Below are 13,610 nucleotides of genomic sequence, written 5' to 3'. Positions count from 1 at the left end.
GAACATCCGCAAGGTCGGCGCTCTGTCAAAGGCGCATACGCAGGCTGGTGCGCTGCAGTTCTGGTTATCCACATGATCCTGTGGTTGAAGACGAGATGATCATTTAAGCAGTCCGGCGGGAGAGACAAGGCCATATCCCGAATCAGCCCACAGCAGCTAGAGGTCACCGCCGTGACCACGCACGACATTCTCCGCAAGACCTTCGGCTACGAGAGCTTCCGCCCGGGGCAGGAAGAAATCGTGGCAACGCTGCTCGCCGGCCGCAATGTTCTGGCGGTCATGCCCACGGGCTCGGGAAAATCGCTGTGCTACCAGGTGCCGGCGCTGGCCCGCGGCGGTCTTGCCATTGTCGTCTCGCCGCTGGTGGCGCTCATGCAGGATCAGGTGGCCGCGCTGAAACTGGCGGGTGTTGCGGCAGAGACCATCAATTCGGCAGCCGAACGGGACGAGAACGTGACGATCTGGCGCCGCGTGGCGGCAGGCGACGTGCAACTCCTCTATCTTTCTCCCGAAAGGCTGATGACGGAGCGGATGATCGCGGCACTCTCCCGGCTCGATGTGAAGCTGATCGCCATTGATGAGGCGCATTGCATTTCGCAATGGGGGGCCTCCTTCCGGCCCGAATATGACATGCTGCAGAGCCTGCGGAAGGTGTTCCCAGGCGTTCCCATCGGCGCCTTCACCGCCACGGCGGATGAGGCCACCAGGCAGGACATTGTGGGCAAGATTTTCGGCGGCGAGGCCGAAGTCTATGTCGCGGGGTTTGACCGGCCCAACATCCATCTGGCCGTGGCGCCCAAGGCCAGCGCCAAACAGCAGCTGGTTGACTTTCTGGATGGAAGGGCAGGGCAATCCGGCATTGTCTACGCGCTGTCGCGGAAGTCGACGGAGGAATGGGCGGGCTTCCTCGTTTCCAAGGGCTTCCGGGCCATCGCCTATCATGCCGGCATGAGCGCGGAGGACCGCGGGGAGGCACAGAGCCTGTTCATGACGGAAAAGGGCGTGATCGTCTGCGCCACCATCGCCTTTGGGATGGGGATCGATAAGCCGGATGTGCGCTTCGTGTTTCATGCCGATCTGCCATCCTCGCTCGATGCCTATTACCAGGAGATCGGCCGTGCGGGCCGGGACGGAAAGCCCGCGGAAGCGCGCATGGTTTATGGCCTGGGCGACATTCAGATGCGCCGCCGCTTCATCGACCAGGAGGATGGCGGCGTTGAGCGGAAGCGCCGGGAGCACAAGCGGCTTGATGCGCTGGTGGCCTATTGCGAGGCGCCCGAATGCCGGCGCCAGAACCTGCTGCTCTACTTTGGCGAAGAGTCAGATCCATGCGGCAATTGCGATGTGTGCCTTGACCCCGTGCATCTGGTGGACGGCACGGCGGAAGCAAAATGGGTGCTGGAGGCCATGAAGGCCACGGGCGAGCGCTTTGGTGCGGCCCATGTGGCCGATGTGCTGGCGGGAAAGCCCAATGAGAAGGCGGAGGCGCTGCGCCATACGGATCTCGCCGTCTTCGGCATCGGCAGGGCGCATGGCAAGCAGCATTGGCAGTCGATGATCCGCCAGATGGTAGGCGGCGGATTTCTGGCGATCGACGTGGCAGGCTTCGGCGGCCTCTCGATTTCGCCCAAGGGCCATGCGCTGGCGCAGGGCGAGGCGCGCTTCCGCTACCGCCAGGCCCCCGCGCGGGTGACCAAGAAGGCCGAGCGGGCCAGGCGCCTCATCGCCGCCGTTGAAAGTGCCGATGTGCCGGAGGAGCTGCTGCAGCGCCTCAAGACCCTGCGCGCCCGAATCGCCCGGGAGCGTGGCGTTCCGGCTTACGTGATCTTTGCCGACCGGACGCTCATTGACATGGCGGCCAAGCGCCCGCTCACCCGCTGGGACTTTGGCGAGCTGCACGGTGTGGGTGAATCGAAGCTGCAGCAATTCGCGGAGGTGTTCCTTGCCGAGATCCGCGCCTACCAGCAGGCCGCAAGCGGTGTTGCCTGAGCGCCGCCCGCCGCGCTAAGCCCACACCCGCAACCAGGATACGCCGATTTTGAAACCTTCCCGCCTGACAGAGGTAAGGGCGCTTGCCGTCATCGCCCTGCCGCTGATCTTCGCCTATCTCGCAGATGTGCTGATGGTCATCACCGCCAAGATGGTGGTGGGCAGGCTCGGCGCCATCGATCTCGCGGCGGCGGGAATCTCGACGGACCTGTCCTACCAGCTGTGCATCGTGCTGATGGGCTTCTTCTCCGTCGTCGGCGTGCTGGTGTCGGAAGCGCGCGGCGCGCTGCGGCGGGAACAGATCGTGCCGGAGCTCGTCCGTGGACTGATGCTTGCCGGGGCCTTGGGAATGGCCGTGACGGTGGTCGTGCTGAACCTCGGCTTCGTGTTGACGGTTCTCGGCCAGGATCCCGAGGTCATCGAACTCGCAGGCCCTTATTACACAGGCTTTGCCTTTGCCATGCTGCCCATCGTCTGGTTCGGCGTGCTGCGCAGCTTTGCGGCGGCCATGATGAAAACGGGGTTCGTTCTGTTCATCACTGTCATCACCGTCATCCTCAACTATGTGCTGATGCAGGGACTGGTGCATGGGAGCTTCGGCCTGCCGCAGCTGGGAATCGCAGGTGCGGGGATCGCCTGGTCCATTTCAATGTGGTTCAAATTCCTGTGCCTTGCGGCCTACACCTTTTTCGTGATCCGAAAGCAGCGCCTGCCGCTGCATGCAGGCACGATCGGCGGCCTTCGCGCCTATGGGCCGCTCGTTTGGCTGGGGCTGCCCGTCGCCGGAATCGTGGCGATGGAGTCCGGACTGTTCGCAGCCACCTCGCTTCTCTCCGGCATCATGGGCACGGTGGAGCTTGCGGCCTATCAGATGGTGATGGGCTGGATCGCCATACCCTTCGTGATCTCGCTTGGAATATCCGAGGCGGCGATGGTGCGCGTGGCCTATTTCGTCGGCGCCAGGGACCCCGCCTCGGCCCGGCAGGCCGGCAATTTGGGGATGGTCGTGGGCGTGGCCGTGCCGCTGCTGCTGGTGCTGATCCCCGTCTTCGCGCCGGGCTTCGTCACCCGCATCTTCCTCAACCCGTCTGACCCGAAATATGGGGACATCGCTGCACTCGTTGCGGGTCTCCTGATCATCGCCGCGATTTTCCAGGTGTTTGACGGGCTTCAGGCCATCGCGTCCCACGCGCTCCGCGGGCTCAAGGATGCGGCGGTGCCACTGGTCATCGCGGGCATCGGCTATTGGCTGATCGGCCTTGGCAGCGGCTATGTGATGGCCTTCCACTTCGGCTGGGGTGCGCCCGGCCTGTGGTGGGGTCTGGCCATCGGCCTCGCCTTCACGGCAACGCTGCTGGCCTGGCGCTTCGAGCTTCTGGCGAAGCGTCAGTTGCCGGAGTGATGCGTGGTTGAGATGTAGGTCTCATCCTCCTGGCCCGCGCGCTCGAAGGACAGGAAGTCATAATAGCCGCAGCGACCTTCGCCAGGGAAGATGCGGCAAGTGGACGGCCTGGCCAGATAGATGGTGCAGCGCCGCTCGGTGGTATCGAAGAACTGGCAGATCTTGCCGAAGTGCTCATCCTTCTGGCGGCGCATCACGCGCTTGTAGCCATGGGCCGATTTGAAGAACTTCTTTTCCGCCACGGCAAGCGGCAGGCCGAAGTGGCGGGCAATGCGCTCGGCATCCTTGTCCTTCACCTCGATCACGGGGTAGGAGCAGCAATAGCCAGGGCATTTCAGGCAATCATATTTCTTCTTGGCGGGCATGAGTCTCGATTCCGGTGTCGTTCTGGGCCGGAACGCTAGGCCGGTGTGCTCTTCACCGCAACGGTTGCAGGCTTGGCCGCCGTCAGTTGTGCATATTTCCTGTTGGTATCTGCCATCTCGCCCATCAGCCACTCCCGGAAAGCGCGCACGGGCGGCGTCTCCTTCTGGCCCTTGCCGCGCACGATCCAGTAATGCCAGTGGTCCTTCATGTCGAAGGTGAAGGGCCTCACAAGCCAGCCTTCGACGAGGGAATCGGTGCTGAGCATCTGGTCCGCCAGGGCAAAGCCCTGTCCGGCTTCGGCCGCTTCGATCGCCAGATGGTTCTGAAACAGGGTGCCGCGCCAATCCTCGACACCCGAAACGCCAGCCGCCAGCAACCAGTCCGCCCACCACTGCTTCCGGGATTCATGGAGGAGATTGAAATCCGCGAGGTCCGCCGGCTTGATGTGGGGCCGGTCCCTCAGAAGCTTCGGCGCGCACACGGGGAAGATCATCGCATCGGTCAGCTTCTGCGCCTCGACGTCCGGCCAGCTTCCCGCGCCGTAGCGGATGCCCACGTCAGCTGCGCCTGAGCGGAAATCCGCAAGCTCCGTGGTTGGGTCGATCGCCAGCTCGATGTCGGGGTGGAGATCGTTGAACCGCCCGAGCCTCGGCACCAGCCAGCGCGATGCGATGGCGGGTTCGACCGTCACTTTCAGCTGTCGCACGTCTCCCACCGCCGCGGCCTCCCGCGTGGCCTCTGCCAGCTGGTCGAACAGGGGGGTAAGGCGCGAAGCGAAGCGGCGCCCAGCTTCCGTCAGTTCCACGCCGCGGCCCGTGCGGAGGAACAGCTGCGTCCCCAGCCATTCCTCGAGATCGCGCACATGGCGGCTCACGGCGGCGTGGGTCACGAACAGGTCGCCCGCAGCCTCTGTAAAGCTTTCCAGCCGGGCAGCGGCTTCGAAGGCTTTCAAGGCGTTCAGCGACGGCAGACGGCGTCCCATTTCGGCAACCTGTGATTTTTTGTTACAGGTAGCGTAGATTAAAGCCGTTTGTGTTGCAAGAGCGAGAAGATCATATTGGGGACGTTCAAGAGAAGCCGCTGAATTGGCCAAGGAGAAATATCATGAACTGGATTTTGGATACATATTCAAGCGTTTACCAGACTGCCATGTTGCAGTCACATGAGTTCGACAAGAATGCTGCACCTGCGAAGGAGCGTATTCATGCCAAGCGTGCCCCGCTGTTCGGATTGCTCAAGCGCCGCTAACCGTTTCGAGCGGGTCCGGCTGATGTGGCCGGGACCCGTTCCCGTCAAACAGCCTCGGCCGCTGCCACGAGGTCCACTTCGACCACCAGCCGTTCGTCCGCCAGGCCTGCCACGATGAGAAGCGTCGCGGCGGGCCGGTGGCCTTTCAGAAACCGGTCGCGCGTGGCGCGGTAAAGCGCCAGATGCGAGCGTTCGGTGATGTAGACATGGGCATCGACGATGTTGCGATGGTCCATTCCAGCTGCCGCCAGCACGGCGAGGGCGTTTTCCCAGGCGAGCTCATGCTGGCGGGCTGCATCGGCGGGAATATTGCCGTTGAGGTCCACCCCCACCTGGCCCGAGACATGGACCACACGGTGCCCGGCGGGAATCTCAATCCCCTGCGCATAGGCCGAGAGGGGCTGGGGAGCCTTGGCCGTTTCGAGAGCCTTGATCATCGCTATTTTCCATTCGCGTCCGTTGCGGGATCTAGTCTAGACCGCTTGCCAAGGAACAAAAAGAGAACTATATGGAGATGCGGTGTGGATAAGGCGCGCAGTGCAGGTGTGCCTCGCGCGCGCTTTGACTAGTGTGCCCGGAAACAAGGAGTCTCGGTGTCATGGCAGGATCGGTGAACAAGGTCATTCTCGTCGGCAATCTCGGCCGCGATCCGGAAGTGCGCCACACCCAGGACGGCAAGCCCATCGTCAGTCTTTCGATTGCCACGTCGGAAACCTGGCGGGACCGGAATTCGGGCGAGCGCAAGGAAAAGACCGAGTGGCACCGTGTGGTGATTTTCAGCGAAGGCCTGGCCAAGGTCGCTGAGCAATATCTGAAGAAGGGCTCCACGGTCTACATCGAGGGCCAGCTCCAGACCCGCAAATACGCCGACAAGGACGGCGTGGAGAAATTCTCAACCGAAATCGTGCTTCAGGGCTTCAACAGCGTGCTGACGATGATCGGCGGCCGTCCCGGCGCGGGTGAGGGATCTTCCTCCTTCGGCGGCGGGGCTGACGAGTTCGGCCAGTCGAGCCCGATGGAGCGCCCGCGTGGCGGTGGCAAGGCCCAGATTCCGGCCCGTGACCTGGACGACGAAGTGCCATTCTGAAGCCTGGGCCGCAAGGCCGCTCCCCGGGCTCCGGAAATCGCATTTTAAGCCCGAAAATCAACAGCTTTTCATTGTAACGGCGGTGCTCCCGACCTAAGTTGGAAGGGCCGCCGAATCGCTGTCATTCAGGCCACGGTTTGGCCGGCTCAGCCGGATCTTTTTTACAGGTTTTTCGTGGCCGATAACGACGACAAGAAGGGCCCCGTCCCGCCCTCCAACCCTTCCGAGATTTCTCTCATCTCCATCGAAGAGGAGATGCGTAAGAGCTATCTCGATTACGCCATGAGCGTGATCGTGAGCCGGGCACTCCCGGACGTGCGGGACGGCCTGAAGCCCGTTCACCGGCGCATCCTCTTCTCGATGAACGAGAATGGCTATGACTGGAACAAGGCTTACCGCAAGTCTGCCCGCATCGTGGGTGACGTCATCGGTAAGTATCACCCGCATGGCGACCAATCGATCTATGACGCGCTGGTGCGCATGGCGCAGGATTTTTCCCTCCGGCTGCCGCTGATCGATGGCCAGGGCAATTTCGGCTCGGTTGACGGTGACCCGCCGGCGGCCATGCGTTACACCGAGTCCCGCATGGCCAAGGTGGCGCATGCCCTGCTTGAGGACATTGACAAGGACACGGTCGATTTCCAGGCCAATTACGACAATTCCGAGCGCGAACCCACCGTGCTTCCGGCGCGCTTCCCCAATTTGCTGGTCAATGGCTCGGGCGGCATCGCCGTGGGCATGGCCACCAACATGGCGCCCCATAATCTGGCTGAAGTGATCGACGCTTGCCTGGCCGTGATCGAAAACCCCGCGATCAGCATCGATGACCTGATCGACATCATCCCGGGCCCGGACTTCCCCACGGGCGGGCTGATCCTCGGCCGCGTTGGCATCAAATCCGCCTTCCACACGGGGCGCGGGTCCGTGGTCATGCGCGCCAAGGTGCACACGGAGGAAATCCGCAAGGAGCGCGAAGCGCTGATCATCTCCGAAATTCCCTATCAGGTGAACAAGGCGCTGATGATTGAGCGTATCGCCGATCTCGTGCGCGAAAAGAAGCTCGAGGGCATTTCGGATATTCGCGACGAGTCGGACCGCGAAGGCATGCGCGTGGTGATTGAGCTGAAGCGCGATGCGATGGCCGAAATCGTGTTGAACCAGCTTTACCGCTTCACGCCGCTGCAATCGACCTTCGGCATCAACAATGTTTGCCTGACCGGAGGCCGCCCCGAGCAGTTGAATCTGAAGGACCTGCTGCAGGCCTTCATCGCGTTCCGGGAAGAGGTCGTTACCCGCCGCACCAAGTTCCTGCTCAAGAAGGCGCGCGACCGGGCGCATATCCTGGTGGGACTTGCCATTGCGGTTGCCAATATCGATGAGGTGATCAGGCTGATCCGCAGCGCCAAGGATGCAGCCGAAGCCCGCGAATCGCTGATGGCGCGCGACTGGCCCGCCAAGGACATGGCGCCATTGATCGCGCTCATCGCCGACCCGCGCCACACATTGACGGAGGATGGCAATTACCGCCTGTCGGACGAGCAGGCCCGCGCCATTCTTGACCTGCGCCTGCAGCGCCTCACCGCACTTGGCCGCGATGAGATCGCGGAGGAACTTCAGAAGCTCGCCACCGAAATTGCGGATTATCTCGAAATCCTGCGCTCGCGTGCCCGCGTCCTCGGAATCATCACGGAGGAGCTCACGTCGATCAAGACAGAGTTCTCGACGCCGCGCCGAACGGTGATCGTCGAAAATGAAGGCGAAGTCGAAGATGAAGACCTGATCCAGCGTGAGGAGATGGTCGTGACCGTCAGCCACGCGGGCTACGTGAAGCGCGTTCCGCTCTCCACCTACCGCGCCCAGAAGCGCGGCGGCAAGGGCAGGGGGGCGGGCGGCACCAAGGACGAAGACTTCGTCACCAAGCTGTTCGTGGCGAGCACCCATACGCCAATCCTGTTCTTTTCATCCGCCGGCATGGTCTACCGCCTCAAGACATGGCGGCTGCCGCTCGGCAATCCCACTTCGCGCGGCAAGGCGCTGATCAATCTGCTGCCGCTCGCGCAGGGAGAGCGTGTTACCACCATTCTGCCGATGCCGGAGAATGCCTCCGATGCGGAAGGGCAGTTCCTGATGTTTGCAACGCGCTCCGGCACGGTCCGCCGCAATGAAATGTCGGACTTCGAGCAGATCAACCGCGCCGGCAAGATCGCCATGAAGCTCGACGAGGGCGACATGATCGCCGGTGTCGAGATCTGCACCGAGACAGACGACGTGCTGCTGACAACGGCCCAGGGCCAATGCATCCGCTTCCCCGTGGATGAGGTGCGCGTGTTCAAGGGTCGCGATTCAACCGGCGTCCGCGGCATCAGGCTTGAAGATGGCGACCATCTGATTTCAATGTCCATCCTGCGCCATGTCGAGACGACGTCCGAGGAGCGCGCCGCCTTCCTCAAGATGTCACGCGCCGTGGCGGGTGAGGAAGCCGAGACGAACGGCAATGGCAGCGATGAGGAGGCCGTGGCCGAAGCGAGCATCAGCCAGGAGCGCTATGTGCAGTTGGGGGCGGCCGAGCAGGTCATCCTCACCATCTCCGCCAATGGCTACGGCAAGCGCACCTCGTCCTTTGAATACCGCATCACCGGCCGTGGCGGCAAAGGCATCGTCGCCATGGCGGTGAATGACCGGAACGGACCGCTGGTCGCGAGCTTCCCCGTGGAGGACGGCGACCAGATCATGCTGGTCACCGACGGCGGCCAGCTGATCCGCACACCGGTTCACGGCATCCGCAAGGCGGGGCGTTCCACCCAGGGCGTCATCGTCATCAATGCGGCAGATGACGAGCATGTGGTCTCGGTCGAGCACATCACCGAGGATGACGAGGAAGAGAACGGCGAGGTCTGACGGCGAACCGCCGATCTTCCCTTCTCCCGTTGCGCGGCGATGAGAGAAGGGAAGAAAGACAGCGCAAAGAATTGCACCACAGAAACACGAAAGGCACCGCCTGTGGGCGATGCCTTTTCGTCTTGAAACGGTCGGAGACCAGATTACTTGATCTTGGTTTCCTTGAACTCGACGTGCTTGCGCGCAACGGGGTCGTACTTCTTGAACGACAGCTTGTCGGTCTTGGTGCGCGAGTTCTTCTTGGTCACGTAGAAATAGCCCGTGTCCGCAGTTGACGCGAGCTTGATCTTGATAACATTGCCTTTGGCCATAATGGTCTCCAAAACGGTAATTTGCGCCGATAGACCCGATAAACGGGCCAAAGTCAAGGCGGGAGGTCCCTCAATGGGGTCTCCTCCCGCGGAAGCGGGAGAAGATGGGCTATGCTGCCCTCCTAAAGCGAAATCTCGTCCTCGATCCAGCTCTTGCCGCGGTAATATTGGAACGAAGCCGGGCACTCATGCGCCGGAAGCCGGCCCTGGTCCAGGAACGGCTTCAACCGCTGCAGTGCATCGATGGTGATCAGCGGCAAATCGAGCGAGGCGATTTCATCAAGCGTCAGCCAGGACAGTGTGAGAAGTTCACCGCCGCCGTCATGATCGGGCCGGTCGATGTTGGCGAGGTTCTCGGCATCGGCCACGAAGAAGCGGGAATCATAGCGCCTGGTGCGGCCCGGCGGCGTGATCGCCCGCATGAACAGGGTGAGGCCAGAAAGATCAGGCGCGTCTCCTGCGGTGGCGCGGCCGAAGATCAGCCCCGTTTCCTCCCAGGTTTCGCGCAAGGCGGTGTGGGCAAGGCCGCGGGCCCGGCTTTCAGTGGGCTTGCCGCGCATCCGGTGCAGCAGCTTGGCGAGCGTTGCCGGGTGGAGGTCCTTTTTGGGCTTCACCCGGCAGTCGGCAGCATCGAGGCGCCCGCCGGGGAAGACATATTTGTTGGGCATGAAGCTATGGCCCTGGGCCCGCTGGCCCATCAGGATGCGGCACGTGCCGCGCTCCCGCCTGACCAGGATCAGCGTGGCGGAATCCTTTGGTTTCTGAACCTTGGCGTGGACCTTGGACCCGGCAAATTCCGGATGATCGTAGCTCATTCCTCTCCCAGGCGGGCGGCGTAATCAAACCCGTGCATGCGCAGCGCCCATTGCAGGCCGACGATGGCACCCTTGACGGCAGGCATCAAGGCGAAGGTGAGGGACAGCGTCACGGCCGTCCAGATCATGAAGTGAATGGGCAGCGCCGGGTGCCAGAGCTTTTCCACCACCAGCACCAGCGGGATCACGATGTGGCCGACGATGAACATGGTGAAATAGGGCGGCGCGTCATCCGCGCGGTGGTGGTGCAGCTCCTCGCCGCACACGTCACAGTTGTCCGCCACTTTCAGGAAGGCGCGGAACATGTGGCCACGGCCGCAGGCCGGGCAGGAGCACATGAGGCCACGCGCCATGGCCTGCCTCCAGGAGCGCTTGTCTTGGGCCTCAAGGGCCGCGGAATCGAGGGTCAATGTCATGCTGACAAGAATGGCGACTGCCTATGGCAAATTGAAGATTCCGCCATGCCGCGCGACCGTCTGCCGCAAGGGGGGTGGTTCGGATCTAACGCTTCCGGCTCTTTCCCCCACGGAATGGCCGCCCCGTTCCCCTTACCGCGCGGCGGGAGGCGGGCTTTCCTTCCTTGGCCTCGGACACGATTTCGAAGCGCATGCCGCCCGAAACCGGGGTGGCCTCGACCAGCCGCACCTCAACCCGGTCTCCCAGCTGATAGGTGTCGCCAGACCGCTCTCCAATGAGGGCGTGGCGGGCCTTGTCATAGACGAAATACTCCCGGCCCAGCGTGGTTACGGGCACGAAGCCGTCGGCGCCCGAGTCGTTCAGTTTGACGAACAGCCCCGCACTCACCACCCCGCCCACCCGGCCCCGGAAGACGGCGCCGGTCTGGGTAGAGAGATGCGTCGCGATCAACCGGTCGATGGTTTCGCGCTCCGCCGCCATGGCGCGGCGCTCGGCGTCTGAGATCATGTCCGCCGTTTCGGGCAGCTTCGCAATGTCATCCGCACTCAACCCATCAGCACCAAACCCCAAGGCGGACACGAGCGCCCGGTGCACGATCAGATCGGCATAGCGCCGGATGGGCGAGGTAAAATGGGCATAGCGGCGCAATGCCAGGCCGAAATGACCCTTGTTGACGGGCGAATAAATCGCCTGGGCCTGCGTCCGCAGCACCACCTCGTTCACCACGTGCTGATAATCCTCGCCCTCAACTTTCTTCAGCAACACATTGAAATGCTTTGGTCTCATCACCTGGCCCAAGGGCAAATCGATGTTCACCGTGCGCAGGAATTCCGCGAGGGCGCGCACCTTTTCCTCCGAAGGCTGGTCATGGACGCGGTAGAGAAGCGGCGTCTTGCGGTTCTCGAGTTCCTCCGCTGCGCACACATTGGCCTGGATCATGAACTCCTCGATCAGCTTGTGCGCATCGAGCCGGTCGGGCGTCACCACCCGCTCGATCAGCCCATGCGCATCCAGCACCAGCTTGCGCTCGGGCAGGTCCAGTTCGAGTGGTGCGCGGGCATTGCGGCCCTTGAGCAAAATGCCATAGGCCCGCCACAGCGGCTTCAGCACACCCTCGAGCAGGGTCGAGGTCTTGTCATTGGGCTTGCCGTCGATTGCGGCCTGCGCCTCCTCATAGGCGAGCTTGGCGGCGGAGCGCATGATGACGCGCTCGAAATGATGCTTCGTCTTCCGGCCGGACTTGTCGAAGGTCATGAAGCAGGCCAGCGCCGGCCGCTCTTCACCTTCGCGCAGAGAGCACAGATCGTTCGAAATCCGCTCCGGCAGCATGGGCACGACCCGATCCGGGAAATAGACGGAATTGCCCCGGATCCGCGCCTCCCGGTCGAGGGCCGTTCCGGAGCGCACATAGGCCGCAACATCGGCAATCGCCACGATCACATTGGCCGCACCCGTTGCCTCATCGATCTCCGCCCACACCGCATCGTCATGGTCGCGCGCATCGCGCGGGTCGATGGTGAGCAGGGGGACGTGGCGAAGGTCGGTGCGGCCTTCGCGCGCGAAGGGTTTCAGCTCCTCCGACTCGCGCAGCACGCGGGCCGGAAACTCATTGGGAATGCCATGGTGGTGAATGGCGATGAGCGAGATGTTGCGCTGGTTGTTCAGGTCCCCCAGCCGCTCGCGAACGCGCGCGGAGGGAAGGCCCCGGCCGCGGTCCTGCTTGATTTCGGCTTCGACCAGCTCGCCATCAAGGGCGCCGTTCTCGTCACCCTTCATCACCTGCAGCTCGTGGCGGGCCTTCTTGTCCACCGGCACGATGCGCGCGCCAAGACCGGGTGTGAGGCGGAACACGCCCAGCACCTTGTTCGAACTGTCCGACAGCGCCTTCAGCACCCTGGCGCGGAATTTGTAGCGCCCGTCGCGCGAGGGCTGGATCTTGGCCAGCACCCGGTCTCCCTTGCGCGGCGCCTTCTCCGCCCCCTCAATCACCACGCGCGGCGGCTTTCCCGCCTGGCGCTCATCCCACTCCACGGGCTCCGCATAGGCTTCGCCATCCTTGTCGGTGCCGATGATTTCGAGCACCGTCACGGGGGGAAGCGAAGAGCGGTCGATCAGCTTCCGCTGCCGCTTGGCGAGGAGGCCATCCTCCTCCATCCGCTTCAGCAGCGCTTTGAGGGCGATCTTGTCGCCGCCCTTGATGTCGAAATGGCGGGAGATCTCGCGCTTTCCCACAATGGTGGGTGCGCTCTGGATGAAATCCAGCACATCTTTTTCGGTGGGGAGCTGGGGCTTCTGCGTCGGGCGTTTTGCCATGGATCAAGGAATACCCGGAACATATGCCCGAAATCCAGCGGATTGCCGCAGGGTTGGCGTTTACAGCCCCGGCACATGGGGCTAACCCCGAAATGGGCTTTCGAGGGGGTGAAGGATGCTGGACTGGTTCAAGAAGATGATGCCAAAGGAAGAGAAGTTCTTCGATCTCTTCGAGGCCCATGCCGTCAAGGCCCAGGAGGCGGCCCGTTCGCTTCGCGCCATCGTCCAGGGCGGGCCGGACATGGTGCAGCATTGCCGCGCCCTGTCCCGCCAGGAAGAGGAGGCGGACCAGATTTCCTATGAGGTCATGCAGGCGATCCGCCGCAGTTTCATTACGCCCTTTGACCGCTCTGACATCAAGGCTTTGTCCTCCGCCCTGGACGATGCCATCGACCAGATGAACAAGACAGGCAAGACCGTGATGCTCTATGACGTCACCCACTTCGAGCCCAACATGCTGGCCATGGCGGACAAGGCGATTGCCATGGCGGATCTGATTGCCGAAGGCCTCCCAATGATGCGCAAGGTGGGCCAGCACTCCGCCAAGCTGCACGCGCTGACGGGCCAGCTTACCGCCATAGAAGGCGAAGCGGATGACTTGAACGACAGCGGCCTGAGCGCCCTGTTCAAGGGACCCGCCCGGCAGGATGCGCTGGCCTTCGTCATCGGCTCTGAAATCTATGACCACCTCGAGAAAGTGTGCGACCGCTTCGAGGATGTGGCGCATGTGATGGGCGATATCGTCATCGAACACGTCTGACGGG

At 62.7% G+C, this 13,610-nt stretch carries 13 protein-coding genes; 6 read left to right on the top strand and 7 right to left on the bottom strand.

Going from position 1 to position 13,610, the window contains the following annotated elements; genetic code table 11:
* Positions 1-171: 171 nt before the first annotated feature.
* Both recQ and ACO06F_RS02395 read left to right on the top strand, forming a co-directional pair.
* Complete coding sequence (gene recQ, locus ACO06F_RS02400; RefSeq protein ID WP_421695105.1) at positions 172-1,989, top strand: DNA helicase RecQ; 1,818 nt, start codon at positions 172-174, stop codon at positions 1,987-1,989.
* Between the two features lie 49 nt (positions 1,990-2,038).
* Complete coding sequence (locus ACO06F_RS02395; protein WP_421695104.1) at positions 2,039-3,391, top strand: MATE family efflux transporter; 1,353 nt, start codon at positions 2,039-2,041, stop codon at positions 3,389-3,391.
* On the opposite strand, the gene ACO06F_RS02390 is transcribed toward ACO06F_RS02395, so the two are convergent.
* The gene (locus ACO06F_RS02390; RefSeq protein ID WP_421695103.1) at positions 3,376-3,756 is read right to left on the bottom strand and encodes a YkgJ family cysteine cluster protein; all 381 of its coding nucleotides are present in this window, start codon (positions 3,754-3,756) and stop codon (positions 3,376-3,378) included. The genes ACO06F_RS02395 and ACO06F_RS02390 overlap by 16 nt on opposite strands.
* Positions 3,757-3,791: 35 nt before the next feature.
* Positions 3,792-4,739 (bottom strand): transcriptional regulator GcvA, encoded by a 948-nt coding sequence (gcvA, locus tag ACO06F_RS02385; protein WP_421695102.1) that lies wholly within the window; start codon positions 4,737-4,739, stop codon positions 3,792-3,794.
* A gap of 122 nt (positions 4,740-4,861) precedes the next feature.
* On the opposite strand from gcvA, the gene ACO06F_RS02380 reads away from it, so the two are divergent.
* Positions 4,862-5,005 (top strand): hypothetical protein, encoded by a 144-nt coding sequence (locus ACO06F_RS02380; RefSeq protein WP_421695101.1) that lies wholly within the window; start codon positions 4,862-4,864, stop codon positions 5,003-5,005.
* A gap of 44 nt (positions 5,006-5,049) precedes the next feature.
* Here ACO06F_RS02380 and ACO06F_RS02375 read toward each other — a convergent pair whose 3' ends face one another.
* Positions 5,050-5,442: a RidA family protein gene (locus ACO06F_RS02375; protein WP_421695100.1), complete on the bottom strand. Its 393-nt coding sequence runs from the start codon at positions 5,440-5,442 to the stop codon at positions 5,050-5,052.
* 161 nt (positions 5,443-5,603) lie between these two features.
* Here ACO06F_RS02375 and ssb point away from each other — a divergent pair, with 161 nt between their 5' ends.
* Together ssb and gyrA are read left to right on the top strand one after the other, a co-directional pair.
* Positions 5,604-6,092, top strand: coding sequence for a single-stranded DNA-binding protein (gene ssb, locus ACO06F_RS02370; RefSeq protein ID WP_421695099.1), 489 nt, complete (start codon positions 5,604-5,606; stop codon positions 6,090-6,092).
* A gap of 174 nt (positions 6,093-6,266) precedes the next feature.
* Positions 6,267-8,990: a DNA gyrase subunit A gene (gyrA, locus tag ACO06F_RS02365; protein WP_421695098.1), complete on the top strand. Its 2,724-nt coding sequence runs from the start codon at positions 6,267-6,269 to the stop codon at positions 8,988-8,990.
* A 143-nt stretch (positions 8,991-9,133) separates the two neighbouring features.
* On the opposite strand, the gene rpmG is transcribed toward gyrA, so the two are convergent.
* The 4 genes from rpmG to rnr form a co-directional block, all read right to left on the bottom strand.
* Positions 9,134-9,301 carry a 50S ribosomal protein L33 gene (gene rpmG / locus ACO06F_RS02360; protein ID WP_373504503.1) on the bottom strand — a complete coding sequence of 56 codons (168 nt, stop codon included), beginning with the start codon at positions 9,299-9,301 and terminating at the stop codon, positions 9,134-9,136.
* A 122-nt stretch (positions 9,302-9,423) separates the two neighbouring features.
* Positions 9,424-10,116, bottom strand: a complete 693-nt coding sequence (locus tag ACO06F_RS02355) for an NUDIX hydrolase (protein ID WP_421695097.1) — start codon at positions 10,114-10,116, stop codon at positions 9,424-9,426.
* Positions 10,113-10,469, bottom strand: coding sequence for a DUF983 domain-containing protein (locus ACO06F_RS02350; protein ID WP_421695096.1), 357 nt, complete (start codon positions 10,467-10,469; stop codon positions 10,113-10,115). The genes ACO06F_RS02355 and ACO06F_RS02350 overlap by 4 nt, the downstream gene beginning before the upstream one ends.
* 148 nt (positions 10,470-10,617) lie before the next feature.
* Positions 10,618-12,846, bottom strand: coding sequence for a ribonuclease R (gene rnr / locus ACO06F_RS02345; protein ID WP_421695095.1), 2,229 nt, complete (start codon positions 12,844-12,846; stop codon positions 10,618-10,620).
* A 115-nt stretch (positions 12,847-12,961) separates the two neighbouring features.
* On the opposite strand from rnr, the gene ACO06F_RS02340 reads away from it, so the two are divergent.
* Positions 12,962-13,606: a DUF47 domain-containing protein gene (locus ACO06F_RS02340; RefSeq protein WP_421695094.1), complete on the top strand. Its 645-nt coding sequence runs from the start codon at positions 12,962-12,964 to the stop codon at positions 13,604-13,606.
* Positions 13,607-13,610 lie beyond the last annotated feature (4 nt).

Origin of the sequence: Aestuariivirga sp., assembly GCF_965227715.1 — a bacterium.
In the GTDB taxonomy this organism is placed as follows: Bacteria; Pseudomonadota; Alphaproteobacteria; order Rhizobiales; family Aestuariivirgaceae; genus Aestuariivirga.
Note: the sequence above shows the minus strand (reverse complement) of the source record. Positions and strands in the feature narration are given on the sequence as shown.